Source organism: Streptomyces sp. NBC_00358 (assembly GCF_036099295.1).
Taxonomy (GTDB): Bacteria; Actinomycetota; Actinomycetes; order Streptomycetales; family Streptomycetaceae; genus Streptomyces.
Window position 1 is genome coordinate 92,876 of the sequence record NZ_CP107976.1, and the last position, 24,262, is coordinate 117,137.

The following is a 24,262-nucleotide window of genomic DNA, read 5'->3' on the forward strand; positions in this document are numbered from 1 at the left end:
AGGCCGGCGGGCGCGCTGGGCCACACGTGCTCGGGCGCGGGAGGAGCGGAACCCTGCACGGGTGGCATCACCCGCTGAAGATCCCTGCCAATCCGCTCGGCCTCACCGCGCACCTGCGCAGGCACATCACCGCGCTCCGCGACGAGCTGTCTGTAGATCGGGGCTTCCTGGAACACGATCGACGCATCCTTCCTGACGGCGCCTCGCGTCGGACACGGAGGCAGCCGCCGAGTGTACGGGGCCGTGCAGCACGCCTCCAGTTCAGCACTGGCCGTCGACTGTCCCGAAGCACGGTGGAGAAGGTCGGCGGGCAGCAACGACACCCCGACAGCGCTGGACGATCGTGCCGTAGCCCCGGTCCCGTAACCATGACTCCGTGGCCGCGAGGCGAACCTGGCCCGGGCCGACGTACGGCAGTCGGCCCGGGTCAGGTCATCGGCTACTGGCACGGCTTGGCCGGCCGGCTTCCGCCCCGGCGGTCGGCTCAGTCGAGATACACGTACTGGTCGATGTCCAGCGACGCTCCGGCCCGGGCCAGCCAGGCCAGCAGGGCCGCGCGCAGGAAAATGCCCTTCTGCTGCGGGTCCTCCGGGTCGGTGATCTCTTGGACGAGCACGAGGGAGACGTCGGCGTCCTTCGAGTCGGCCAGGCGCCCCAGCGCTGCGGCGAACTCCGGTCCCCAGGCCAGGACCACCGGTTCGAGATCCTCCGGCCGCCTGGACTCGCCCGGGGCCCGGACGTGGCGAATCCAGGTCGCGTGCTTGCGGGGTGGGGACTGGGGGCGCCTGCGGCTGCCGATCGCGGTCGCTTCGTCCGCTTCACATCCCAGCCGCGCGGAGATCTCCTGCGGCTGAAGGGATTCGCTGACCACCCGCAGATACATCCGGAACGCGCTCACGGCCGGTACCTGTAATTCGTCGGAACCAAGATCTTCCCGTCCTTGCTCACGAGGACGACTCTGCCTTCGCCGTCGCGCATCGCGTCGAACCGCGACACGTTGTTCTTCCCCACCCAGTCGGCCTTGAAGCCGTGGGGGTCCTCCCCGACGGTCTTGAGCGCCTTCTCGAGCTGCTTCTCCTTGATCTTGACCAGGGAGCCCCGCTCGATGGCCGCCGCGTCGGGGATCTCTCCCTTGATGAAGCTACAGGACGCGTTGTGGACGAGTACGGGTGTGGTTCCGGCCAGCACGTAGTAGGTGTGCAGGTCGTTGACGGTCAGGTTGTAGGCGCCCTGCGGCTCCTTCCAGTGCGCGACCTTGTCGATGCGCACCGCGGTGCCGTCCGGGGTGCGCATCGCGTCACCGGAGTTGAGATCGCGGGCGTCCGCCCATCGCCCCCGGTTCTCGACCCAGAAGGGGTGGTGGTCGGTCACGGTGAGCGTGGCCGGCTCCGCTCCCCCGTCGCCGGCCAGGGTGACGCTGGTGAAGTCCTCGTCGTCGGGCGTGTAGATGGTGTCCTCGACCGGCCGCGAGCCGGTGATCCCCGCTTCCGGGTCGGTGGCCAGGACGCTGTCGCCGACGGTGATCTGCTCGATGGGCACCGTGGTGGTGCCGTCGCCCATGAGGACCCGCGTGCCGGCCGGGAAGCTGTTGCAGTTCGGCATCTTGTCGCCCTTGCGGGCGGCCCTGATCTCCTCCGGGAGCAGCTTGCCCCCGTACTTGAGCCAGCGCATGACCGCGAGCGAGCCCAGCACCCGGTCGGTGTCGCTCACCTTCTCACCGGTGGCCAGGTCGCTGCCGGTGATGGCTTCGATGACGCCCTTGGCGTCCCCGATCCCGGGCATCAGGTTGAGCAGCACCGACATCCGGCGCTCCTGGGCGGCCCGTTCCTCGGCGGTGGTGTCCTTCGACCCGATCTTCTCGGCGAGACGGGAGAAGTCGAAGTCGAAGTCCGGTATCTCGTGGAGCTTGGAGGCGGCCTTGTCTATGCCCTCGACGGCCTTCTTGGTCTCATTCAGCCCCTTGTTGGCCTCCTTGACTCCCTCATTGAGCTTGTCCATCCCCCGGTTGGCCTTCTCGATGCCCTTGTTGGCCTGGTCCAGGCCTCGGTTGACCTCGATGGTGGCCTTGTTCATGTCATCGAGGGCGCCGTTCATCTTGTCGAAGCCGGCGTTGATCTGGTCAAGGCTCTTGCCGATGTCCTTGAAGAAGCCCGCGATGTCCCAGGTGTCCTTCGCCGGCCGGTCATCGACGGGCTTCGGATCGGGGTAGTAGTCGCCGACGGCGACAGCCAGCACGGCCAAGGCCTCGACCGACTCCGTGTGGGCGTCGAGAAGGCGGGAAGCCCTGACGACGTCGGTGCGCAGCTTGTCCACGTGCGGCTTGGCGGCCTTGAACGCCTTGAGCGTCTGCTCGTAGACCTGCTTCTTCTTGACCGGGTCAGTCTCTTTGTCCGGGTCGAGCAGGAGGTAGGGCTTGAGCTTGTGCAGCTCGGTCAGCGCCGTCTCCAGGTCCTTGAACGAGCTGCCCTCGTCCTTCATCGCGTCACGGGTGACGTAGAGGAAGACGCCCACGCCCAAGCCGAGCTTGGCGGACTTGAGGTCGAACTCCTTGAGACAGGCAGGCCGTTCCAGCAGAGGCTGAGAACCGCAGTCGGAGTACCGCGCCACCTTGGCCGCGATCTCCAGCAAGGTGGGCTCCGCCTCTCGCTTCGGCGGCGTCCCGGCCGCCGAGGCGGTGCCCACGCCCGCGCCCAGGGTCAGGCACAGGGCGGTTGTGAGCGTGACGATCTTCTGTTTTACGTGCAGGTGCATGTGTTCCTCAGAGCACGGATCCCAAGTCGCCGTTCGCGGGCGGGAGTCCGTGTTCCCCCCGGGGCGGCCGGCCGGGCCGCCCTGTGTTTGCGTGCGTTTCGAACGCGTGGTCGCAATCAGGCTAAAGCGTTACTGTCGGTCATGATCAACTCAACTGTCCCCACCGCCTCGGGCAGGCCCTTGAGCCCTTCGCAGGGACCAGCATGAGCACGTCGCCGACGCCGCGGTTCTTGATCTTGGTAAGAATGTGCAGCCGGTACTTGGCGCCCTCACCGCCGACCGCTCTGACGCAGGCTGTCAGCGGACCAGCCCGCACGAGCGCCGGCTGTGCCCGTCACGGACCAGCGCACGAGAGTCCTTCTCGTGCACGGTGGAGGGTCAAGAGTGGGCCACGGCCGACTACTTGGCCTTCAGGGGCTCCCTGAAGGCCTTGCGGAACACCGGGCCGGCGTAGGGAGTATCGAGGACTTCATCTTGGAGGTGAACGAGCTGGGATGCCACTGGAGTTTGACGTCGACACGGGTGCCGTCGCCGTGGGGGGTCATCTGGAACACCCAACCGCCAGGTCCGAACGGGGTCGAGTCGCGGGTGGTGACGGTGCCCTTGTTCTGCGCGGGGTCCCAGTCGTAGCGTGCTCGCTCCCACGACTCGGCGTTCCCTTCAGTGACTTCGGCCCAGGTGTCCCCACCTTCGTGTACCTGGAAGTGTTCCGCGTCGATCGAGGGCCACTCTTCGAGCCGTGAGGGGCTGAAGTCCGTGAGCACCCGCATGACCTCGGGCGGGCTCATCGAGGAATCCACGTGACTCCTCCCCCTCGTGGACGAGGGGGCTTCTCGCTATGCCGGTTGGGCTTCGCGGGTGTCCAAGCCGGTAGCCAGATCTTCCCGAACGGGCCGAAGTCCCAGCCGTGCGGCCGACAAGGTGGCTGTCGTTCAGCGGCCCCGGCATGTTGGCTTCGAGCAGCCCCAGTTGGTGAAGGTTCTGCAGCTTCCCGACGTCCTGAAGTGGCCCGGGAATTGGCTCGCGCCGGGACCAGCCGCAGCGCGGTCAGCACGGTTCGGGCCTGAAGCCCGTAGAGGACCTCCGCGACAACACGGTCCGGAAGGCGGCCCCGCAGGCACAACTCCCGGTCGGCGCGCCCGCCGCCGCTGAGAGCCGCCGAGACACCACCGAGGCCTGGCAGCCGCGCGGCCCGCGCCGTCTGCGACGATCGTGTCCGTGGACTACCCGAACGACCAGGCTCCCGGCGCCCCCGTCCGCTCCGGCATTCCGGAACACGGCCGCATTCCGAAGTACTACGCGGTGAAGGCGCGCATCGCCCGACTCGTCGACGAGCTGGGCGAAGGGGGGCTGCTGCCCACCGAGCGGGCCCTCTCGGAACAGTACGAGGTGGCCCGCGAGACGGTGCGGCAGGCGCTGCGCGAGCTGCTGCTCGAAGGAAAGCTGCGGCGGCAGGGGCGCGGCACGGTCGTCGCCGGTCCCAAGCTGGAACAGCCGCTGTCGCTGGCGAGCTACACCGAGGGCGTCCGCAGGCAGGGGCGGGTCCCCGGCCGTTCGCTGATCTCCCTCGATCGGTTCCCGTGTCCGGAAGCACTCGCCGCCGAGGCGGGTCTGGAGCGCGGCGAACCGGTCTGGCACATGGAGCGGGTGCTGCTCGCGGACGACGAACGGGTCGGTCTGGAGAGCACGTACGTGGCGGTCGGCCGGGTCCCCGGACTGGACAGCGACTTCGACCCCGACTCCTCTTTCTACGCCTACCTCCACGACCGCCTCGGCATCGCGTTCGGCGACGCCGACGAGCGGATCGAGACCGTGCTCGCCACCCCGCGCGAGGCGCTGCTGATCGGAACCCCGCCCGCGCTGCCGATGCTGCTGATCCACCGGATCTCCCGGGACGCCGACGGACGGCCGCTGGAGCGAGTGCGGACGCTGTACCGGGGGGACCGGTTCTCCTTCACCGCGCACCTGGGAGACTGATTCCGACCGGACCGAGGCGAGCTGACGCTCGCCTCTTTTCATAACGGAAACATAACGGGTCTAGTCCAAACGTGATGGGCAGTTCACCATCTGGTTGCGGTGAGGACCCTTCCGATTTCCCCCTACCGAGGAGCGTTGCCGTCGTGAGAGTGATAGTCGTCGGAGCCGGCGTGGTGGGCACCCTGCACGCCTGGCACGCAGTGGAACGCGGCCACCAGGTCGTACAGATCGAGCGTGAGGCGGAGGCCCGTGGGGCCTCGCTGCGCAACTTCGGCCAGATATGGGTCAGTGGCCGAGCCGGAGGAGAGGAGCTCGACACCGCCCTGCGGGCGCGGGAACTGTGGGAGGAGATCGGTGCCCGGGTCCCGGGTCTCGGCTTCCGGGGCTGCGGATCGCTGACCCCGCTGCGCAACCCGCGCGAGATCGCCGTCGCGCAGGCGGCCCTGGCCCGCGACGACGCGGCGGCCCGTGGCTACAAGCTGCTCACCGCCGGTGAGACACGCGCCCTGAACCCCGCCCTGCGCGGCACCTTCGAGGCCGCCCTGTACTGCGAGCGCGACGCGGCCGTCGAGCCGCGCACCGCCCAGGTCGCCCTGCGCGCCGAACTGCTGAAGTCCCCGGACTACACCTTCCTGCCGGGCCGCGAGGTCCGCGAGGTGATCGGCGAGAACGCCGTCCGCGACGACCACGGCGACGTCCACACCGGTGACATGGTGGTGCTGTGCACCGGCGCCTGGCTCGGCGGACTCGTCCGCGAACTGGCCGGACCCGAGCTGCCCGTACGGCGCGTACGGCTGCAGATGATGCAGACCGCCCCGCTGGGCGAGCCGCTCACCACCTCGGTCGCCGACGCGGACAGTTTCCGCTACTACCCCGCGTACCGGAGCGAGGCGCTCGACGCCCTCAACGCAGGCCAGCCACAGACACCGACCGCCGCTGCGCACCTGATGCAGCTCCTCATGGTGCAGCGCGCGGACGGCGGGCTGACCATCGGCGACACCCACGAGTACGAGCACCCCTTCGCCTTCGACACCCTCGAAGACCCCTACGACCACCTCACCGAGGTCGTCGAGTCCTTCCTCGGCCGCCCGCTGCCGAAGATCCGGCGCCGCTGGGCCGGGGTGTACGCGCAGTGCACCGACACCAGCCGGGTCGTGCACCGCCAGCGCGTCCGGGACGGGATGTGGCTGGTCACCGGGCCCGGTGGGCGCGGCATGACCTGCTCACCCGCAATCGCAGAGACCACCGCCGACGAGCTGGGATGGTGAACGAGATGGCCGAGCTGAACAACATACGACTTGTGGTGCTCGACATGGCCGGTACCACCGTGGCCGACGGCGGCCTGGTGGAGCAGGCCTTCGCCGTGGCCGCCGGCGAGCTGGGCGTGGAGCCCGGGTCCGCGGACCACACGGAGAAGCTCGACTACGTCCGCGCCACGATGGGCGAGTCCAAGATCTCCGTCTTCCGGCACCTGTTCGGCGAGGAGTCCCTCACCCGGCGCGCCAACTCCGCCTTCGAGAAGGCGTACGGGGAACTCGTCGACGGCGGCCGTATCGCGCCGATCGCCGGGGCCCGCGAGGCGATCGAGGAACTCCAGGCGGGCGGCCGGACCGTCGTCCTGAGCACCGGGTTCGCCCGCGTCACCCAGGACGCCATCCTCGCCGCGCTCGGCTGGCAGGACCTGGTGCCGCTCACGCTGTGCCCGGCGGACGCCGGAGGCCGCGGACGCCCCTACCCCGACATGATCCTGGAGGCGTTCCTGCGCACCAAGGCCGCCGACGGCGTCCAGCAGACCGCCGTCCTCGGCGACACCTCATACGACATGCTCAGTGGTGTCCGCGCCGGGGCCGGACTCGTCGCCGGTGTCCTCACCGGCGCCCACGACGAGGACGCGCTGCGCGCCGCCGGGGCCGGCCACGTCCTCGGTTCGGTGGCCGAACTTCCCGCACTGCTCGGTGAGTTCACCGGACCAGGCGGAGCGGGGCGATGAGCAGCGGGATCCGCTTCGACCGGGTGTCCGTCGCCTACGGCGGCACCACGGTCCTCGACTCCCTCGACCTGACCGTCGCGCCCGGCGAGGTGATGGCCCTGCTCGGGCCGTCCGGCTCGGGCAAGACCACCGCGCTGCGGGCCGTCGCCGGATTCGTGCGGCCCGCCGCCGGGCGGGTGTTCATCGGCGACCGTGATGTCACCGACCTGCCGCCGCACCGGCGCGGGATCGGCATGGTCGTCCAGCAGTACGCCCTCTTCCCGCACATGCGGGTCGAGGACAACGTCGCCTTCGGGCTCAAGGCGCAGAAGGCCCCCAAGGGCGAGATCCACGGGCGGGTGGCCGAGGCGCTGGAGATGACCAGGATGGCGGCGTACGCGCGGCGCTATCCGCGCGAGCTGTCCGGCGGGCAGCAGCAGCGCGTGGTCGCCATCGCGCGGGCGCTCGCCATCCGGCCCGGCGTCCTCCTGCTCGACGAGCCGCTGTCCGCCCTCGACGCCCAGCTCCGCTCCGGGATGCTCACCGAACTCGCCCGGCTGCACCGCGAGTTACCCGACGTGTCGATCCTCTACGTCACCCACGACCAGGTCGAGGCACTGACCCTGGCCGACCGGATCGCCGTCATGGACAAGGCCCGGCTCCAGGACGTCGGCACCCCCCAGGAGCTGTACCGGGCGCCGCGCACCGAGTTCACCGCGTCGTTCGTCGGCAACGCGAATCTGTTGCCGGTGACGGTGGGGACGGACGGGGTCGACTTCGCCGGGACCGAACTCGAGGTCCCGACCGGGGACGCCGCCCGGGGCGCGACGGCGACGCTCTGCGTACGCCCGCACCTCGTCGGGCTCGGCGCGGGGCCCAACGCCCTGACCGGCGCGGTCGCCGAGGTGCAGTGGCGGGGGGCCACCCATCGGCTGTACGTCGACGTGGGGGGCCACCGGATCAAGGTGGACCTGCGCGAACTGCGGCAGCCACCCGCCCTCGGGGACGAGATCACCGTGCACTTCGCACCCGAGGACGCGGTGCTGCTCTCCGCCGGCGTCACCGCCGAACGGACGGCTCCGGTCACCGCCCGGGAGACCGTGGGAGCCGCCGACAGGGTGGGCCGGAATGGCTAGCGCCGCGGTCGCCGCTCCGGCCGAACCGGTCACCAGGTCCAGGACGGGAATCCCCTCGTGGGTCTGGGCTCTGCCCCCCGTCGCCGTGCTCGGCCTGGTGTTTCTCTATCCGCTCGGGCTGGTCGTCCAGCAGTCGTTCCGGCCCGACACCGGGGGGACCTCGGCTCAGGCGTACGGGGACGTGTTCGCCTCCGCCGCGTTCCGCGAGGCGCTCGGCACCACGGTGTGGCTGGCCCTCGGGTCCACGGTCGGCTGCCTGGTCCTCGGGTTCGTGCTCGCCCTGGTCATCGCCTTCGTGCCGTTCCCCGGCGGCAAGGCGGTCGCCAAGTCCATCGACGTCTTCCTGTCCTTCCCGTCCTTCCTGATCACGCTGGCGCTGCTCTTCGTCTACGGCACCGTCGGCATGGCCAACGGGCTCTGGACGGACGCCACCGGAGCGGCCGAGGGACCGTTCCAGTTCCTCACCACGCCCTGGGGTGTGCTCCTCGCGGAGATCACCTACTTCACCCCGTTCGTGATGCGGCCGCTGCTCGGCGCCTTCTCCGGCATCGACACCGGCCCGCTGGAGGTGGCGTCCTCGCTCGGCGCGCGGCCCGCGCGGATCGTCCGGCAGGTCATCCTGCCCGAGGCGCTGCCCGCCCTTGCCGCCGGCGGCAGCCTGGTCCTGGTGCTGTGCCTGAACGAGTTCGGCATCGTCCTGTTCACCGGGGCCAAGGGGGTCACCACGCTGCCGATGCTCGTCTACAGCAAGGCGATCCTGGAGTCCGACTATCCGGGAGCGTGTGTCGTCGCCGTCGTCAACGTCCTGATCTCCGTGGGCCTTTACGGCCTCTACCGGGTGGTGAGCCGCCGTGTTGGTGCATAGCCGCAAGGGGAAGTGGGCCACCTGGGCCGTCTTCTTCGTCCTCTTCCTGCCCCTGTTCGCCCTGCCCCTGCTCGTCGTCCTCGCCGCGTCGTTCGCCACGAACTGGTCGAGCGCGCTCCCGTCCGGATTCACCACCGGGCACTACACCGCCGCCACCCGCGGCGAATCCTTCCAGGCCCTCACCACCAGCCTGGTCACCGCCCTCACCGCGAGTGTCCTCGCGCTGGTCGTGGGCACCTGGGCGGCGCTCGCCGGACACGCCCTGAAGAAGCGCGGCAAGCGCCTGCTGGACGCGCTGTTCATGCTGCCGGTCGCGGTGCCCTCCGTCGTCGTCGGGCTCGCGATCCTGGTCGCCTTCTCCAAGCCGCCGGTGCTGCTCAACGGCACCCGGTGGATCGTCATCCTCGCGCACACCGTTCTTGTCACGGCGTTCGCCCACCAGTCGGTGTCGGCCGCCATCGTGCGTCTCGACCCGGCCTACGAACAGGCCGCCGCCTCCCTCGGCGCCCGGCCCTCCTCCGTGTTGTGGCGGGTGCGGCTGCCGCTGCTGCTGCCCTCGCTCACAGCCGCCGCGGGGCTCTGCTTCGCCCTGTCCATGGGTGAGTTGAGCGCCACGATGATGCTCTACCCGCCGGACTGGACCCCGCTTCCCGTCCAGATCTACGCGTCCACCGACCGCGGCGCCCTGTTCACCGGCTCCGCCCTCGCCGTGGTCCTCATGACGGCGACCGTGCTCGTGCTGTTCGCCGTCTCCCGGATCCGCACCAAGGCCTCCTACCGCTGACGGGCTGATCCAGCTCCACCGTCGGACACCTTCAAACACCCCACCCACGCAAGGAGTTCACCCCGCCATGCCCAGAAACGCCCGCTCGCTCCGCCTCGCCCCGATCGCCGCCGTGACCGGCAGCCTCGTCCTCACCGGCTCCCTCACCGCGTGCGGCGGCGACTCGGCCGCCTCCGACGCCAAGGTCGTCACCGTGTACAGCGCGGACGGCCTCAAGGGCGAGAACGGCGACGGCTGGTACGACCAGGTCTTCAAGGACTTCGAGAAGAAGACCGGCATCAAGGTCGAGTACGTCGAGGGGGGTTCGGGCGAGATGGTCCAGCGGGCCGTCCGTGAGAAGACCAACCCGCAGGCCGACGTCCTCGTCACCCTCCCGCCGTTCATCCAGCAGGCCGACAGCAAGGGCCTGCTCCAGAAGTACGCGCCCGCGGGCTCCGACCAGGTCGACGGCGCCGACAAGGCCGCCGATGCCACCTGGACCTCCGTCGTCAACAACTACTTCGGCTTCGTCTACAACAAGAAGGAGCTGAAGCACGCGCCCACCACCTGGGACGAACTGCTCGGCGGCACGTACACGAACAAGATCCAGTACTCCACGCCGGGTGTCGCCGGCGACGGAACCGCCGTGCTCATGAAGGCGATCCACGACTTCGGGGGCAAGGACGCGGCACTCGCCTACCTGAAGAAGCTCCAGTCCAACAACGTCGGCCCGTCCGCGTCCACCGGCAAGCTCGCCCCCAAGGTCGACAAGGGCGAACTGCTGGTCGCCAACGGCGACGTCCAGATGAACTACGCGCAGTCCAAGGACATGCCGAACCTCGGCATCTGGTTCCCGCAGGCCACCGACAAGGCCACCGGCGCCGTCGGCAAGCCCACCACCTTCGCGCTCCCGTACGCCGCCGGCCTCGTCACCAAGGCCCCGCACTCCGCGAACGGCAAGAAGCTCCTCGACTTCATGCTGTCCGCCAAGGCCCAGCAGCAGGTCAGTGAGATCGGCGGCGGCTTCTCCGCCCGCTCCGACGTCAAGGCGACCGACGCCAACGCCATCTCGCTGACCAAGCTCATGGACGGCGTCGAGGTCTTCGAGCCCGACTGGGCGGACATCGACAAGAACCTCACCACGTACGTCGAGGACTGGAAGTCCGCCACCGGCAGCTGAGCCCCCGGCAGCCGAACGGCCTTCCCCCCAAAAAAAGGCCGGTGGCTGCCATCCGCACCACCCGTGCCACCTGCTCCACCCGCGACGCCCCTGGAACCGGACCGCCGGGGGCATCGCCCTGCCCGACCGCGTCACCCCCCGCTGTTCCATCCGTGCTCCACACCCTCGTCCCCCTTCCGGAGGATCACGTGTCGTCACGCATGTCCCGTCGCACCCTGCTCGCCGCCGCGGCAGGTCTCGCCCTCGCCGCCGGGCCGCTCGCGTCCGTCGCCCGCGCCGCCGCCAACACCCCCAAGGTCCTCGTCATCGGCCTCGACGGCACCCTGCTGAGCCGCATCACGGACGCCGACGCCCCCAACCTCGACGCCTTGATGGGCGCCGGCCTCACCGCGCCCAGCAGCATCTACGCCAATCCGTTCGCGCCGACCCTGTCCGGCCCCGGCTGGTCCACCCTCATCACCGGCGTCTGGCCCGACAAGCACAACGTCAAGGACAACGACTTCACCGGCCACAACTTCGCCCAGTACCCGGACTTCCTCACCCGGATCGAGACCGCCAAGCCGGCCCTGTCGACCTACGCCGTCTCCTCCTGGGCGCCCCTGACGGACACCGTCTTCTCCTCCAAGGTCGACACCCGGGTGTCCACTCCGAGCGCCGAGTACGACGTCGGCACCACCTCGCGCGCCGTCGCCCAGCTCCGGGACGCCAACCCCGACGCGGTGTTCGTCCAGCTCGACAACGTCGACCACGCGGGCCACAGCTACGGGGCCGCCAGCCAGCAGTACCTGGACGCCATCCACGGCGTCGACACCCAGGTCGGGCAGATGGTCGCCGCGGTGAAGGCCCGTGTCACCTACGCCTCCGAGGACTGGCTGGTCATGGTCACCGCCGACCACGGGCACACCGACGCGGGCGGCCACGGCGGCTCCAGCTGGCCCGAACGGCAGACCTTCATGATCGCGACCGGGCCGACCCTGGCCGCCGGTTCGGTGCGCCACGACGTCAAGATGCCGGACATCGCCGCCTCCGCGCTCGCCCACCTCGGCGTCGCCATCGACCCCGCCTGGGGCCTCGACGGACGGCCCGTGCAGCAGCCTGCCCCGGACGACTTCGACGCGCTGCGCCCGCAGCTCGCCACCCGCGTCGACGAGACGGGCATCGGCGCCACGGTGATCGGTTTCACCCACACTCCGCCGAGCGGCTGGTCGGTCGACAACTCCGCGATGGGCACGGGCGGTGTCACCGAGTGGCGCGGCTGGTCCTTCACCACGGACGAGTTCTGGACCAAGGCGCAGGTGGACCAGAACCGCGAGAGCAACGTCCGGGCCCGCAACGTGTTCGCGGTCGCCGACGGAGACGAGTGGGAGGACAAGACCGTCTCGGGCACCTTCGACTCCACCCTCGTCAGCCCCGCCTACCCGGTCACCGGAGGCGCCGCGGCCACCCTCACGTACACCACCTACTACCGCCAGGAATCCCCGCAGAAGGGTGAGGTCCTCGTCTCCTACGACGACGCCGCGTGGGTCGGCGTGAAGACGTACACGGCCGACACGTCCTCCCGCGTGGAGAAGCTGACTCTCCAGGTCCCGGCCGGGGCGAAGACCGCCCGGGTCCGGTTCCGCTACACCGGCGGCAACAATTGGTACTGGGTGATCGACGGCGTCTCGCTCAAGGCCGGCTGATCAGCCGGGCGTGATCCCGGGCCGGGATCACGCCGGGCTGACCAGGCTGGGGGCGTCGGCACACCGTCGTTCCGGCGCCCCCCGGATCGAGTACGTACGCCACAGGACGGCGGGAGACCCAGCACATGTCAGAGCGCAAGGCCGAGGACATCGTCCGACTCCAGGTAGCGCTCGTGGAGCTCGGCGCAGACCGAGCCGCCGTCCCACACCGCAAGGTCGTAGCTCACCGGCGCATCGTCGAAGGCAGCAGTTCCTTCGGAGTCAGCAGGCCCTGAGATCGAACCGTCAAGGCGGCCCGCCTCAGGCCGCCGACGGCTGCGCCTCCCACGGCCGCGGTCCCGCATTCTCCTGCCAGCGGCGCAGTTGCGGACCGTCGACGCACACGATGCCGCACTGCTCTGCGTAGTCGAGCGCGGGGGCGGTGAAGTCGCTGGTGGTGACCACTACGGCGACATCGGCGCCGTGAACGGTGAAGCAGGTGCCGCCGAAGCGCTGCAGGTCCTGTGAGCCGACCCGGTTGCCGTCGCAGTACCGCTTGCACTGGATGACGACCGAGCGCCCGTCGGGCGTCCTCGCCACGACGTCGGCGCCCAGGTCCCCGGCCCCGCCCACGACGTCCACGTCGAGACAGCCGTCGCGCCGGCACAGTTCGGCCACCGCCTGTTCGAACTCGTCCGGGTACAGGGCCTCGTAGGCGATCTCCACCGTGTCCGCGGGCGCCTCGGGCACGGTCTCGGGAAACACGACGGCGGGATCCGTGCCGAGGCGGCCGCCGCAGGCGCCGGCCCCGGCGGGGACCAGGCCGACGGCGGGAGCCGGTGATGCCGCGTCGAGCGCTTCGACCGCCGTCCGCGTGGCTGCGTCCAGGGCTATGGCCGCGCGGCGCGCGATCCTCGCCGCCGATATGCGGCGCTTCCCGCGACAGCCGGCCATGACGACGCCGACGCCCACAAGGGCGAGCGCCACAGCCCAGGCGGGGCGGTGCACCGCGGCCGCAGCCGCGGTGCGGGCGGCCGCGCCCACCAGAGCGAGGGTGACAGCGAGGAGGGCGAAGTAGACGGCCGTCGCCCGGAGTTCGAACCGGTGGAAGCGGCGCGCGGTACGCCGGGCGCGTGCGGGAACGGCCATGGTGATGTTTCCTCCCCTGGGGCGTCAATGAAGATCAATTCGCGTCTTCCCAGGCAGCGGCCGTTCTACCGGGTTCCGTCGTGGGTGGCGCACCAGGCTGGTGGCGCGTGGATCACAGGCGGATGACGATCAGGGCGACGTCGTCGCGGGTACTGCTGCTGACGCCGAGGTTCGCGAGCAGGGCGTCGGCGAGGCGTTCGGGTTCGCGGCGGGCATGGCGGCCGAGCGCGTCGGTGAGGCGTCGCAGGCTGTCGTCGATGTCCTCGCCGGGGCGTTCGATGAGGCCGTCGGTGTAGAGCACGAAGGTGTCACCGCGGGTGTAGGGCAGGGCGGCCTGGGGGTGGGGGACGGGTTCGGGGCGGGCTCCCAGCGGTGGGTCGGTGGCCTGGTCGAGAAGGTCGAAGGTGCCGTCGGGGTGGACCAGGATGGCGGGCGGGTGGCCGGCGCTGCTGTACACGATGCGGCGAGCACAGGTGTCGACGACGGCTTGGACGACGGTGGTGGACAGCGCGCCCTCCACGTCGCGTGCGTACAGGCCCAGAACATCCAGGGCCTCCGCGGGCCACTCCACGGCCCGGACGACGGCGGACAACGCGCTGCGGAGCATGCCCATGACGGCGGCGGCCTCAAGTCCGTGGCCGACGACGTCGCCGACCGCGACGGCGAATCTGTCCTCGGGCAGGTCGACCACGTCATACCAGTCGCCGCACACGTTCAGTGACCCGGCGGCGGGCAAGTAGCGCACCGCGGTCTCCCGGTGCCGGGCCAGATGAGGCGAGTGGAGCATGGCCTCCTGCAAGGTGAGGGCGACCTGGCGTTCCCGGGCGTGGGCTTGGCGCAGTTCCTCGTTCAGCCGCTTGAGCTCACGGGCCCGCGCGTACAGTTCGACCTCCATCGCCTCCACGTCGCTGAGCGTGCCGCTTTCTCGCAGGCGAGGGTGGGAGCGGATGAACGAGGTCACGTCCTCCCCCCGGTGCAGGATCCACTCCACCTGCCCCTCCGGTCCGAGCACCGGAGTGTTGATCGCGGACCACCACCGCTCCTGGAACACACCCGGCCGGCCGGCCACGGGAATGTCGTACTTCATCGGCGCCACCGTGTCCGGCTCCTTCGAGCGCAGAACCCGGTGCAGGGAGGCGTGCAGATTCCGCACCCCGTCGGCATCCGGGTCCGCCGGATTCTCTGGAAAGGCATCGAAGAGATACCTCCCGAGCAGATCCTGCCGGGTGCGCCCGGTCACCCGGCAGGCCGCCTCATTGATGTCGGCGAGCACCAGATCCGGGCCCAGCACCATGCAGGGGCTGGGGGTGACCGTGAACAGCGCCTGGTAGTCGATCGCCGGCCTCGCCACACGGTGCGGCCGCGCATCCTCGTCAGGGCTGCCCTCGTCCTTCACCCTTACGTTCTACCGGTCGTCGGCGCCCTCAGCACCTGCGCACATCGCTGTCCCCGGGACCGGTACCCGCGCCGGCACTGTCTTCGAAGCCCCCGGAGACCGTCACCTGCCCGCCCGGTGTCCATCCCGCCACGGCACGATGGCCCGATCAATCCCAGGACATCTCATCCGGGACCCCGGGATGGGGAGAAGAAGGGACGAACGCGCTGACCGAGGCGTGTGCACTCAGGGCGAGGAGACGGCATGACCGAATCCATCGATCGCACCATCGAGTCCGTATGGGACTATCCACGGCCCCCCGCTGTACTCCGGGACGACCGCCTCGTCCGGGTCGAATGCGGTGGCCATGTGATCGCCGAGACTCGACGGGCGTTGCGGGTACTGGAGACCAGCCATCCCCCGACGTTCTACGTCCCCCCGGAAGATGTCAGGTCCGATCTGCTGTTCCCGAACAACGGCCACTCCTGGTGTGAATGGAAGGGCACCGCCCGCTACTGGGACCTGATCATCGGCCACGAAGTGCGCGGTCGTGCCGCCTGGAGCTATTCCAACCCCGAACCCGCCTACACGGCCCTCAGGGACTGTTTCGCCTTCTATGTCGGCCGCGTCGGCCGCTGTCTCGTCGGCGGCGAAGAGGCGCGGGCTCAGGACGGAGACTTCTATGGCGGCTGGATCACCTCGGACGTGCAGGGCCCCTTCAAGGGCGCGCTCAAAACACGTGGGTGGTAGGGAGAGTCAACGCCGGCCGCGCCTCATCGGCCCGCTTGAACCATCCCCCTGCCGTGGAGTCCGCCAAAGGCCAACCGACCAGTCGACGGCGGTCTCTCCCACCTGAGACCTCGCCACCGACGGGGGGCCAAACGGCTGGGGAATTGGCGTGATCGTTCACAGGAGAAGGTGACGCCGGTACAGCAGCGGTGCTCGACAGTGTCCTCAGCCTGGAACCCGCAGCCGGGGAACGAGGTGCCGGCGCGGCGGACCCGAAGGACCGGTGGGCGCTGAATCTCGCCGCGGTCCGCCCAGTTCCACGCCCGTGGATGCCTCTGCCGCTGGGGCGTTTCCCGGATAGCGGCCGGTGGAGGGCCGGGAGGCCGAGTGAGCAGCAGAAGGCGGCACTGAGGCGATCGGCATGCGGTGGTCTCGGTGGAGTCGGCAGAAGCGGGCCGTTGTGCGTGCGGTCGCTTCGGCGGAGAGCTGGGCGACCGCCCGAGGTCGGCCGCGTGAGCACAGCCCAACACGGCCTCGTACTGTCCCGGACCGCCTCGGGCCCGGCCCGACCCGCGACGTCCTGTCCCCGGTCCGCTCCTGCGTCATCACGCCCCTCGCCTTCCGGTCAGGGACAGACGGAAACCGTCCCGCCGGACCACATGCCGCACAGCTGACCATGTTTGCGATCGGCCACCCGGCCGTGATCCCCTGTGGCACGGGTGCCACAGGGGTCAACCGTCTTTGCGGTCCAGGACACGACGGGCCGCCTCTGCTTCCGCCGCAGCCGGCGACAACTCGTCGAGCGTGTCGAGTTCGGCGTCTGCCTCCAGCTCGATTTCCCAGGCCGCGGCGAGGCGCTCCTGCTCATCGCGTGGTTCGGCGTCGACCGTCTGCCGGTCCTGGGGGTTCAGAGCCGCCAGAAATCTGGCCACCGAGTCCATCGGCATGCCGTACTCCTCGTCGCTGGACAGCGTGTTGATGTCCGCCCAGCATGGTCGATCGCCTTTCGGTCGGTCGCCTGGCACGGCTTCAGCACACCCGGATGGCCGTAGCCCGGACGGACAGCTCCGGGGAAGGTCCGTCGGACCGCCACGGACCGAACCACGGACGGCGTGTCCGGCAGACCGCCAGGGTCCGGTGATATCGGCGCGGGCGCCGATCGGCACGGGTTCGGCATGCCCGCGACAGTGCGGATCGCCGTTGCTGCGTTCAAGGGCGCAACAAGGTGACCGTGCCCCTGGCGGCAATCTGTTCCCCGGCCTTTACGAGGAAGCGCGAGGCGCCGCCCTCGGCCGCCACCTCTACGACCGCCCCTCGGCTTGGCACCGGCGCGTCAAGCCGCACAGCGATGCCGGCCACAGCGGACGGCAGGGCCCCTCGGTAGAGCAGCGTCGCCTGCCTTCCGGCTTCCATGACGGCGAGCGCCGGCAGCAGGGCGGGCCGGCCCGGCAGGAGCACCGGGTGCCCAGGGTCGCAGGGGGCGATCACGAGTCGCCCTTGCGCTCCGCGCGCGAGAAGCACGTCCGGTTCGGCCGACGCTCCCACGGCGGCCGGGGCGGGACGCAGCAGGCCCTGATGCGGCGTGGAGGTCACCTCCGGTCGAGGGCGTGAAGGGCGGGCCAGCGTCATGCCGCAGGCGCCGAAGCGCGTGCCGGCGTGAAAGAACTCGGCCGTCAGGCGGTACGCGGCGACAGTACCCACTCGTACGACGAGATCGCTGACCGTGACGTGAACCAGCACGTCCGACGCGGCGCCGCGCTCGACCGGTTGTGCTCTCGGATCCACTCCCAGGCTCACCGAGACGGGCTGGAGTCGGTTGTCGTCCGCTCCCTTGAGATACCGCAACTCCAGGGCGGCGGCGAGCTGACGGGCGGACTCGGCCATGAGCAGGGGATGATGCGTCACCGCGAGCGCACGCTCGTTCAGTGCATGCCATCGAGGCCACTGGCACAGTGCTTCGAAGAAGCGGCTTCCCCGTCGGCTCAGCGATTCGACCAGCGTCGCCGACATCGACTGCAACCCCAGCTCACGCCATGTCGGCAGCCCGCCCGACCCAACGCGTCGCCTGGCCGAAACGTCCTCGATCCCGCCGTCGAGCAGTTCCGTCACCGGGCTCGTCTCCATTGTCACCATGTCTGGCATCAGCGTCTTCTCGGTCGGGGAGGCGCGCTTCCGCAGGTCGCAGATGCGGGCCGAACGGGGTCGTGGCCGAGGCCGCCTGCCGATCAGTGGTCGGCCCCCGCGGAATCGCTCTGCTCGTAGTTGGCCAGCGCCAGCCCGAGGGCGAAGAAGGTGGGCGCCCACTCCCCCACGAAGATGCCCCAACGGTCGGCCCGCTCCAGGTTCTCCTGCTTGTTGGACGCCAGCCAGGAGACGAGCGAAAGGCCGATGGAGCCGAAGGCCGCGGCGTAGGCGTGTTCACTCTGGACGCCCGCATCGTGCAGCTTCTTCACGATCATTGCTTTCCCTCTCATCACGGACCGGTGAAGCATTTTGGGATGCTTTCACCACTTTTCTGGTGTCATGGCGCCCTCGGATGCACGGGCTGACCGCGCGCACTCTTCTTCGCGACGAAGCGCGGCCCCATCGCGAAGAAGCAGGCGCGCCGCTGTCTGCCGCCGCCGCGCGATCCTGCGCGCTGTGCGTGAACTGGGCTCCACGAGGCGGGATGGGCCAGGATGACGGGGCCGGACTGCGCCGTCCGAGGGGGCGAGTGTCGGCCGGGCGCCACAGCCGGCGGGCGCAGCTCACGGGTCACACGCTCGTGGCCCGGAACGGAGAGCGGGCGTGAGTTGCCTGCGGCCGGTCCGCCGCCGCATCCAGGGATCGGTCACCTGCCGAAGAAGAGAGGCGAGTCGTCCGATGCCCCGGGCCCACCCGGGGTACGGGAGGTGTGTCATGGTCATCAGCCGTGCGGGGATCCTGGTTCCCGGCGCAACGGGAGTCCTCGGCACCGCCCTGGCTCTGCGGCTGCACGAGCAGGGAGCCGCCGTGGCCGTTGCGGGCCGGGACCGCGAAGGCCTCGCCCGCGTGTCCCGGGCCTGCGGCGACGCCCCCGCCCGCGCTTTCGACGCGTACGACCTCGCGCAGTGCGCACGCACGGTGACCTGGGCCGCAGGGGAACTCGGCGGGCTGGACGCGGTCGTCGTCTGCGTCGGCGTTACCGCCTTCGGACCGGCCGAGTCGGTGAGCGACGCCGTGGCCGAGCATCTGTTCACCGTCAATACGCTGGCTCCCCTGGCGTTTCTGCGAGCCGCGCTTCCCGTCGTCGAGCCGGGCGGCGTGGTCGCGGCGATCACGGGCGTCGTCGCCGACTCGCCCTCGGCGGGCATGGCCGACTACTCCGCGTCCAAGGCGGGCCTGGCCGCTTGGCTCCGGGGGGTCCGGCGCGAGCAGCGGGCGTCCGGGGTCGCGGTGCTGGAGATCCGTCTGCCCCATGTGGAGACGGGATTCGCCGGCCGAGCCGTTCTCGGAACGCCTCCCGTGCTGCCGCCGGGGCTGCCCGTCGCCGAGGCGGTGGACGCGATCGTCGCCGCGCTCTCGGCCGGCGCCCGAGTGGTGAAGCCGGGCCGTGACGCCCCGCTCGACGTCGAGCGGTAGGGCGGGCGGCCGAGGAGCAACCGTGCCCGACAGTGGATCGCCCCGCCGGTATCACCGGACCATGCACCCCGTGGAGCCGGTGACCCCTCGCGCGCCGCGGGAATTGCGGCGGACCCTCTTCCGGCAGAACTGGCGCGACCTGGTGTTCCTGCACTGGCCTGTAGACCCGTTCCAGGTGGCCCGGCTTCTGCCGCCCGGAACCGTCCCCGACCTCCACAACGGCCGCACGTACGTCGGCCTGGTCTTCTTCCGCATGCGCGATCTCGCCTTCGGTGACACCCCGGCGATCCCGTATCTCGGATCCTTCGACGAGGTCAATGTCCGCCTCTACGGCCGGGACGCGCTGGGGCGCCGCGGAGTGGTGTTCCGCTCGCTGGAATGCGACCGGCTGGTGCCCGTCCTGGCCGCCGACGCGTCCTTCCGGCTCCCCTATCGGTGGTCCCGCATCCACAGCCGCTGGTTCGACAACCGCCTGCTGTACCGGACCAGCCGCCGCGGAGCACCGAGCGCCGGGGCCCGCGTGTGGCTCGAGGTAGCCGGCACCCCCATGGCGCCGGACCCCGTCGAGGAGTTCCTCACGAACCGCTGGGGATTGCACGGACGTGCGTTCGGACGCTCCTACTACCTCCCCAACACCCACCCCGAGTGATCCTTCCGCCGCTGCTCCCTGCTCGGCTGGGACGACTCGCTCATCGCAGCCGCAGGCCTGTCCCGGCCCGAGGAGGCACCGGTCAGCGTGTTGTACGCGCCTGGTGTGCCGGTGCGGTTCGGAACACCGGTGTCGTTGCCCGGCACCTGACGCGTCTGTGCCTGAGGCCGTTGTGCCTGCCGTGCTGGTGGTAGCCGCGAGCACGATCCCGCTTCGCGCTCCTTCCAGCGCTGCCCGGCGGCCCTGGTACGTATGCCCCAGCGCCAAAGAGGAGTTCGGGGATCGCCGTCCTGGAGGCACTGGAGGCGGGACTGCCTGCCGGCAGGGCCACGCCGGGGCGGGTCACGCACTACCTGCGGGACGGCGTGAACGGCATCCGGCTCGAAACGTCGAGTGCGGCATGTTGACCGAACTAAATATGGCAAAGACGCAGGTCACCGGCAGGAGTGAATCTGGTGCGGATGACGGTCGTCCTGCTGTCAGTATCCCGGCATGCTTCTCGAACCGGGCCGCGATGTGGCCAACCGCGTCGTGCCTCCGGTTGGGCGGCTGGCGGAGGTCCACGACCCCGTACAGCCGTACCGGGTCACCGACCGAGACGGCCAGGAGATCGCGGCCGTCTCGGACTTCCTCCAGGACCTCCGCGCCCGCGACCTGAGAATGGAGACGCTGAAGTCATGCGGGCGGCCCTGCTGTGCTGGCAGCGCTTCCTGTGGGCCATTGAGCGCCCGTGGGAGCGAGCCGGCCGGACGGAGGTCCGGGACTTCGTGCGTGGCTCCAGCAGGCCCACGCGGCGACGGCGGCCGGATGCGCCGCGGCCCGGCTCGGTGAACATCACCACCGGCAAGCGGTACACCGGCACCGGATTCGCGCCCAGGACCATCGATGGGTGCCGGAATCGTTCAGAGCGCTGATGACGTCGATCGCGGGGGATCGGCTTCACAGCACCGAAAAGCCAGAACACCGGCACCGATCGGTGGGCACACCGCCTCGGTCGACAGGACCTCGGCGACCACGCCGGTCCGACCGATGCGCTCCACAGCCAGCAGCAATACGTCGACCTCTCCCGCGGGGAACTTGTCCAGGCGACGGTTGGCGTTATCGCGGAACGGTACGCATTCCAGGTGCGGATGAGAGGCCGCGAGTTGTACGCCCCTGCGCACCGAGGAAGCCCCGATCCGGGTTCCCGTGGGGAGCTCACAGAGGAGCAGACCGCCGGGGGCCAGGGCATCTCGGATGTCGAACTGGAGCGCCGAATGGTCGAAGCGGACCCGCTTCGACCAGCGGATGAGCGGGTCAACCCGCGCGTGTCCGTGCCCGTCGCCGACGGCCGGCGTGCGGACCGCCTCGAAGCGGGCAGCCAATACGACGCACAGTCGATGCAAGTTGCCCGCTGCATCGATATTTCGGATGGTGGCAGAGCCGGAATCGCCCCGCGCGAACCGGTGCGCCAGACCCCGCAGACGGTACGACCCGGTCGCCCCCTTCGGAGACATGGCGCAGCCCGCCCTGTTCGAGGAGCCGTCGCCATGACCTCACAGCAGCTGACCGAGCAGCCCCTCAAGGGTGCTCCGATCGCGGCTCCCGTTCAGGAGTCTCTTGGCGAGGAGGAACTCGCCACCGCGTTCGCCGAAGGCGACGAGCAGGCCCTTTCCGGGGCCTATCACCGATGGGGCCGGCTGGTGTACACCCTGGCCCGACGCTCTCTGGGGGACGCGGCTGAGGCAGAGGACGTCACACAGGTGGTATTCCTCGCCGCCTGGCGGGGACGGGCCGGCTTCGCACCCGAACGTGGCGCCCTGGCAGCGTGGATCGTCGGAATCACCCGGCGCAAGATCGCCGACGCGTTGCACGCCCGGACACGCCGGGCCGACCTGGTGGCGGCAGCGGGGGCCGTCGTATGCACGCAGGATCGTGCCGGTGAGCCCGATGCGGTGCTGGACCGCGTCCTCATCAGCCACGAGTTGTCAAAGCTCCCCGCGACTCAGCGGCGCGTGCTCAGCCTCGCCTACTACAACGACCTCACACAGACCCAGATCGCCCAGGTCACCGGCTTGCCGTTGGGAACGGTCAAGAGCCATACCCGTCGCGGGCTGCACGGGCTGAACCGTTGCCTCCAAGACGTGGGGGAGAACAGCCGTGGCTGAGCCCCCTCCGCTGGTTCTCGCGGTGGCAGAGGAGGCGGGGACCCGCCCTTCCGGACCATCCTCACCCCATCGCGCTCAAGCGTCCGCCGCTTCCACGGCGTTGCTCGCGGGGAACGTCTCCTCGCACATGCCGACAGCGACTTCGGCTCCGGCAGGGGCTCGGCCGACTGATCCCGCCCCCGCACGAAGGCGGTGCAACCACTGGGCGACTTTCCAGGGAATGAAGGGACGAAACGCACGAAAAGGTGCCGCTTTCGCGGGCCTGACTTCCAGTAAGAGAAGGGACGGGCGATGAAGCTCCAGGACGAACTCCCCCTCGACCACCACCTGGCCGCCGTCTACCGCTGGGGCTCCGCGTTCTGCGGGGTGGTCCTGCTCGTCTTCGGCATCCTCGGATTCGCCGACGAACTCAGTCCGTTCAACACGAACGGGGACAGCATCGCGGGCATGTCGACCAACGGCGCCCTGAGCCTGATCTCCGTGGCCGTCGGCCTGATCCTGATCGCGGGTGCCGCCATCGGCGGCAACGTCGCCTCCACACTCAACATGGCGGTGGGCACGCTGTTCCTGCTCAGCGGCTTCGTCCACATCTTCATCCTCGACCGGCCCGCCAACGTCCTCGACTTCGGCATGACCAACGTCGTCTTCAGCTTCGTGATGGGGCTGGTGATCCTGACGTTCGGCATGTACGGGCGCGTGTCGAGCAAGCTGCCCCACGACAACCCGTACTGGCAGAGCCGTCACCCGCGCGAGGCCGCCCGGGAATCCCTCGCCCGGCGCCGGCAACCGGCCCCCGCAGCGGCGCTGCCGACCGGCACGGACCGGACGGCCCTGCAGGGAGCGACCAGGTCTCCTGGCTCACGGCGCAGCCACTGAGGCGTCCGGGCAGGGCCCCGTAGGTGTGGACGGAGCCCTGGAACGCAGGGGCAGCTCACGGACCCGTGACTCCTTTCAACTCCTTTTTGCCTTTCGCCTTTTTCCTCGCCTTCTCTGCGTGGCCGGGCGGGCGGTGTGATGCTTCCGCCTTTGCGCGGCCGTGAGCCGCTGCGCCGGGCAGACCTACGCTGCTTGGCGCTGCGTGCACCGAGGCCGCAGACGAGTGTGGGGTCGCGTCGACGCCTGATGCGTCGTCCGAGCCGTCAGAAGTACTGCCGTTGCGTTCGGAAGGGATCTTCCCGGCAGGCGTTGTGGTCCCCTGCTTCCGCCCGGCGTCGGGGACGCCGGTGATCCTGGTCCCGCTTTGATCATCGTCGTGTGATGTGGGGGTGCCGGAGACGGCAAGAGCGGTGACCAGGGCCGCGGCCAGAGCAACGCCGGCACCGACGGCCAACGGGCGCTTCCGCACGGCCCTGGTGTGCGCAGCCACCTGTTCTCCGCCTCCGGGCAGCGGGGTGCCGTGCGTGCGGTCCCCCGTCCGAGATCGCGTGTGGCTGGTCACGGAACTCACCGGGTGCGGCGAGGGGTTGACGGCAAGTCGCCCTGTTTCGGTCGACTCTGCCAGTGCTCGGGCGCAGTCGTCGGCTGTCGGACGGTCATTTTCGTCCAGGGCTGTCATGGCCCGCACGAGGTCGGCGAGTTGTGGTGGCAGATGGTGGGGCAGCGCGGGTGGCCGGTGCAGTCGTGCGATCGCCGCTTCCAGTGGGCCGCCGTCGTACTCGAGCCGGCCGGTGAGGCATTCGAGAAGTACCAGTCCGAGGGCGTAGATGTCGGCGGGCCGGCCGACGGGCTGTCCGAGGACTTGCTCGGGTGAGAGGTAGGCGGCCGTGCCGATGAGTGTCCCGGTGGCGGTGTGTTTGGTGGCGTCCAGCAGTCGGGAGATGCCGAAGTCGGTCAGGTGGGGCCGGTGCGAAGCGTCGAGGAGGATGTTGGACGGTTTGACGTCTCGATGGACGATGCTCGCCTCGTGGGCGTGAGCCAGCGCGTGGGCGAGACCGGAGCCCAGTGCGGCGGTTTCCTCGAAGGACAGCGGGCCTGCGGTGATGCGGCGCTTCAGCGTGGTGCCTTCGACGAGTTGCATGACCAGGAAGACACGTCCGTCGTGCTGTCCGGCGTCGAAGGCCGTGACGAGTCCTGGGTGGTGGAGGCGGGCCAGGATCGCGGCTTCGCCCTGTGAGGTCTCCTCCGTGTCGAAGCCGGTTTCGGGCCGGAAGACCTTGACCGCTACTGGCCGCCTCAGCCGCAGATCAAAGCCCCGGTGGACATCCGCGGCGCCACCCGAGCCAAGAAGACCGTCCAGACGGTACCGGCCGTTGAGTATGTCGGCAGAGCACCGGGACGCCACGGCCCGAGCCGAGTCACGAAGCCTCATTTC

General features: G+C 69.9%; 22 protein-coding genes and 2 pseudogenes. 13 read left to right on the plus strand and 11 right to left on the minus strand.

The window, feature by feature from the left end:
- Positions 1 to 484: 484 nt before the first annotated feature.
- From OHT01_RS00465 to OHT01_RS00480, 4 genes and pseudogenes are all read right to left on the minus strand, one after another.
- Positions 485 to 898, minus strand: a complete 414-nt coding sequence (locus tag OHT01_RS00465; RefSeq protein ID WP_328551077.1) for a DUF4279 domain-containing protein — start codon at positions 896 to 898, stop codon at positions 485 to 487.
- The gene (locus OHT01_RS00470; protein ID WP_328551078.1) at positions 895 to 2,751 is read right to left on the minus strand and encodes a polymorphic toxin-type HINT domain-containing protein; all 1,857 of its coding nucleotides are present in this window, start codon (positions 2,749 to 2,751) and stop codon (positions 895 to 897) included. The genes OHT01_RS00465 and OHT01_RS00470 overlap by 4 nt, the downstream gene beginning before the upstream one ends.
- A gap of 152 nt (positions 2,752 to 2,903) precedes the next feature.
- Positions 2,904 to 3,028 (minus strand): annotated as a pseudogene (locus OHT01_RS00475) (transposase); the annotation flags it as partial.
- A 133-nt stretch (positions 3,029 to 3,161) separates the two neighbouring features.
- Entirely contained in the window at positions 3,162 to 3,539 is a 378-nt protein-coding gene (locus tag OHT01_RS00480; protein ID WP_328551079.1) for a hypothetical protein, read from the minus strand.
- A gap of 430 nt (positions 3,540 to 3,969) precedes the next feature.
- Here OHT01_RS00480 and OHT01_RS00485 point away from each other — a divergent pair, with 430 nt between their 5' ends.
- The 8 genes from OHT01_RS00485 to OHT01_RS00520 all read left to right on the plus strand — a co-directional run bounded on the left by OHT01_RS00485 (position 3,970) and on the right by OHT01_RS00520 (position 12,323).
- Positions 3,970 to 4,728: a GntR family transcriptional regulator gene (locus OHT01_RS00485; protein WP_328551080.1), complete on the plus strand. Its 759-nt coding sequence runs from the start codon at positions 3,970 to 3,972 to the stop codon at positions 4,726 to 4,728.
- A gap of 143 nt (positions 4,729 to 4,871) precedes the next feature.
- Positions 4,872 to 5,996: a TIGR03364 family FAD-dependent oxidoreductase gene (locus OHT01_RS00490; RefSeq protein WP_328551081.1), complete on the plus strand. Its 1,125-nt coding sequence runs from the start codon at positions 4,872 to 4,874 to the stop codon at positions 5,994 to 5,996.
- A 5-nt stretch (positions 5,997 to 6,001) separates the two neighbouring features.
- Positions 6,002 to 6,718 (plus strand): HAD family hydrolase, encoded by a 717-nt coding sequence (locus OHT01_RS00495; RefSeq protein WP_328551082.1) that lies wholly within the window; start codon positions 6,002 to 6,004, stop codon positions 6,716 to 6,718.
- Complete coding sequence (locus OHT01_RS00500) at positions 6,715 to 7,833, plus strand: ABC transporter ATP-binding protein (RefSeq protein WP_328551083.1); 1,119 nt, start codon at positions 6,715 to 6,717, stop codon at positions 7,831 to 7,833. The genes OHT01_RS00495 and OHT01_RS00500 overlap by 4 nt, the downstream gene beginning before the upstream one ends.
- Entirely contained in the window at positions 7,826 to 8,698 is an 873-nt protein-coding gene (locus tag OHT01_RS00505) for a 2-aminoethylphosphonate ABC transporter permease subunit (RefSeq protein ID WP_328551084.1), read from the plus strand. The genes OHT01_RS00500 and OHT01_RS00505 overlap by 8 nt, the downstream gene beginning before the upstream one ends.
- Complete coding sequence (locus OHT01_RS00510; protein WP_328551085.1) at positions 8,685 to 9,482, plus strand: ABC transporter permease; 798 nt, start codon at positions 8,685 to 8,687, stop codon at positions 9,480 to 9,482. The genes OHT01_RS00505 and OHT01_RS00510 overlap by 14 nt, the downstream gene beginning before the upstream one ends.
- 67 nt (positions 9,483 to 9,549) lie before the next feature.
- Positions 9,550 to 10,641, plus strand: a complete 1,092-nt coding sequence (locus OHT01_RS00515; protein ID WP_328551086.1) for a 2-aminoethylphosphonate ABC transporter substrate-binding protein — start codon at positions 9,550 to 9,552, stop codon at positions 10,639 to 10,641.
- Positions 10,642 to 10,841: 200 nt separating this feature from the next.
- Complete coding sequence (locus tag OHT01_RS00520; RefSeq protein ID WP_328551087.1) at positions 10,842 to 12,323, plus strand: alkaline phosphatase family protein; 1,482 nt, start codon at positions 10,842 to 10,844, stop codon at positions 12,321 to 12,323.
- A gap of 300 nt (positions 12,324 to 12,623) precedes the next feature.
- On the opposite strand, the gene OHT01_RS00525 is transcribed toward OHT01_RS00520, so the two are convergent.
- Positions 12,624 to 13,451 (minus strand): restriction endonuclease, encoded by an 828-nt coding sequence (locus OHT01_RS00525; RefSeq protein WP_328551088.1) that lies wholly within the window; start codon positions 13,449 to 13,451, stop codon positions 12,624 to 12,626.
- Positions 13,452 to 13,563: 112 nt separating this feature from the next.
- A complete protein-coding gene (locus OHT01_RS00530; RefSeq protein WP_443043504.1) occupies positions 13,564 to 14,745 on the minus strand; it encodes a PP2C family protein-serine/threonine phosphatase in 1,182 nt (393 codons plus the stop codon).
- A gap of 345 nt (positions 14,746 to 15,090) precedes the next feature.
- Between OHT01_RS00530 and OHT01_RS00535 the strand changes: the two genes are divergently transcribed.
- Positions 15,091 to 15,576, plus strand: a complete 486-nt coding sequence (locus OHT01_RS00535) for a DUF427 domain-containing protein (protein WP_328551089.1) — start codon at positions 15,091 to 15,093, stop codon at positions 15,574 to 15,576.
- A 710-nt stretch (positions 15,577 to 16,286) separates the two neighbouring features.
- On the opposite strand, the gene OHT01_RS00540 is transcribed toward OHT01_RS00535, so the two are convergent.
- The 3 genes from OHT01_RS00540 to OHT01_RS00550 form a co-directional block, all read right to left on the minus strand.
- A complete protein-coding gene (locus tag OHT01_RS00540) occupies positions 16,287 to 16,580 on the minus strand; it encodes a hypothetical protein (protein WP_328551090.1) in 294 nt (97 codons plus the stop codon).
- A gap of 184 nt (positions 16,581 to 16,764) precedes the next feature.
- A complete protein-coding gene (locus OHT01_RS00545) occupies positions 16,765 to 17,697 on the minus strand; it encodes a hypothetical protein (protein WP_328551091.1) in 933 nt (310 codons plus the stop codon).
- Positions 17,698 to 17,780: 83 nt separating this feature from the next.
- Positions 17,781 to 18,014 carry a hypothetical protein gene (locus OHT01_RS00550; protein ID WP_328557983.1) on the minus strand — a complete coding sequence of 78 codons (234 nt, stop codon included), beginning with the start codon at positions 18,012 to 18,014 and terminating at the stop codon, positions 17,781 to 17,783.
- Between the two features lie 439 nt (positions 18,015 to 18,453).
- Here OHT01_RS00550 and OHT01_RS00555 point away from each other — a divergent pair, with 439 nt between their 5' ends.
- Together OHT01_RS00555 and OHT01_RS00560 are read left to right on the plus strand one after the other, a co-directional pair.
- Positions 18,454 to 19,155 (plus strand): SDR family NAD(P)-dependent oxidoreductase, encoded by a 702-nt coding sequence (locus OHT01_RS00555; RefSeq protein WP_328551092.1) that lies wholly within the window; start codon positions 18,454 to 18,456, stop codon positions 19,153 to 19,155.
- A gap of 22 nt (positions 19,156 to 19,177) precedes the next feature.
- A complete protein-coding gene (locus OHT01_RS00560; protein ID WP_328551093.1) occupies positions 19,178 to 19,804 on the plus strand; it encodes a DUF2071 domain-containing protein in 627 nt (208 codons plus the stop codon).
- Positions 19,805 to 20,686: 882 nt separating this feature from the next.
- On the opposite strand, the pseudogene OHT01_RS00565 reads toward OHT01_RS00560, so the two are convergent.
- Positions 20,687 to 21,045: pseudogene (locus OHT01_RS00565) on the minus strand (hydroxymethylbilane synthase); the annotation flags it as partial.
- A 288-nt stretch (positions 21,046 to 21,333) separates the two neighbouring features.
- On the opposite strand from OHT01_RS00565, the gene OHT01_RS00570 reads away from it, so the two are divergent.
- Both OHT01_RS00570 and OHT01_RS00575 read left to right on the plus strand, forming a co-directional pair.
- Entirely contained in the window at positions 21,334 to 21,951 is a 618-nt protein-coding gene (locus OHT01_RS00570; protein WP_328551094.1) for a sigma-70 family RNA polymerase sigma factor, read from the plus strand.
- A 291-nt stretch (positions 21,952 to 22,242) separates the two neighbouring features.
- On the plus strand, positions 22,243 to 22,827 hold the full coding sequence (locus OHT01_RS00575) for a DUF4383 domain-containing protein (RefSeq protein ID WP_328551095.1): 585 nt from the start codon (positions 22,243 to 22,245) through the stop codon (positions 22,825 to 22,827).
- A gap of 55 nt (positions 22,828 to 22,882) precedes the next feature.
- Here OHT01_RS00575 and OHT01_RS00580 read toward each other — a convergent pair whose 3' ends face one another.
- Positions 22,883 to 24,259 carry a serine/threonine-protein kinase gene (locus tag OHT01_RS00580; RefSeq protein ID WP_328551096.1) on the minus strand — a complete coding sequence of 459 codons (1,377 nt, stop codon included), beginning with the start codon at positions 24,257 to 24,259 and terminating at the stop codon, positions 22,883 to 22,885.
- Positions 24,260 to 24,262 lie beyond the last annotated feature (3 nt).

Bases quoted from the DNA above. Each gene is read 5' to 3' on its own strand.
- OHT01_RS00470 (WP_328551078.1), bottom strand. From the start codon at position 2,751: ATGCACCTGCACGTAAAACAGAAGATCGTCACGCTCACAACCGCCCTG.
- OHT01_RS00480 (WP_328551079.1), bottom strand. From the start codon at position 3,539: ATGAGCCCGCCCGAGGTCATGCGGGTGCTCACGGACTTCAGCCCCTCA.
- OHT01_RS00495 (WP_328551082.1), top strand. From the start codon at position 6,002: ATGGCCGAGCTGAACAACATACGACTTGTGGTGCTCGACATGGCCGGT.
- OHT01_RS00500 (WP_328551083.1), top strand. From the start codon at position 6,715: ATGAGCAGCGGGATCCGCTTCGACCGGGTGTCCGTCGCCTACGGCGGC.
- OHT01_RS00505 (WP_328551084.1), top strand. From the start codon at position 7,826: ATGGCTAGCGCCGCGGTCGCCGCTCCGGCCGAACCGGTCACCAGGTCC.
- OHT01_RS00515 (WP_328551086.1), top strand. From the start codon at position 9,550: ATGCCCAGAAACGCCCGCTCGCTCCGCCTCGCCCCGATCGCCGCCGTG.
- OHT01_RS00520 (WP_328551087.1), top strand. From the start codon at position 10,842: ATGTCCCGTCGCACCCTGCTCGCCGCCGCGGCAGGTCTCGCCCTCGCC.
- OHT01_RS00525 (WP_328551088.1), bottom strand. From the start codon at position 13,451: ATGGCCGTTCCCGCACGCGCCCGGCGTACCGCGCGCCGCTTCCACCGG.
- OHT01_RS00530 (WP_443043504.1), bottom strand. From the start codon at position 14,745: ATGGTGCTGGGCCCGGATCTGGTGCTCGCCGACATCAATGAGGCGGCC.
- OHT01_RS00535 (WP_328551089.1), top strand. From the start codon at position 15,091: ATGACCGAATCCATCGATCGCACCATCGAGTCCGTATGGGACTATCCA.
- OHT01_RS00545 (WP_328551091.1), bottom strand. From the start codon at position 17,697: ATGCCAGACATGGTGACAATGGAGACGAGCCCGGTGACGGAACTGCTC.
- OHT01_RS00550 (WP_328557983.1), bottom strand. From the start codon at position 18,014: ATGATCGTGAAGAAGCTGCACGATGCGGGCGTCCAGAGTGAACACGCC.
- OHT01_RS00555 (WP_328551092.1), top strand. From the start codon at position 18,454: ATGGTCATCAGCCGTGCGGGGATCCTGGTTCCCGGCGCAACGGGAGTC.
- OHT01_RS00570 (WP_328551094.1), top strand. From the start codon at position 21,334: ATGACCTCACAGCAGCTGACCGAGCAGCCCCTCAAGGGTGCTCCGATC.
- OHT01_RS00575 (WP_328551095.1), top strand. From the start codon at position 22,243: ATGAAGCTCCAGGACGAACTCCCCCTCGACCACCACCTGGCCGCCGTC.
- OHT01_RS00580 (WP_328551096.1), bottom strand. From the start codon at position 24,259: ATGAGGCTTCGTGACTCGGCTCGGGCCGTGGCGTCCCGGTGCTCTGCC.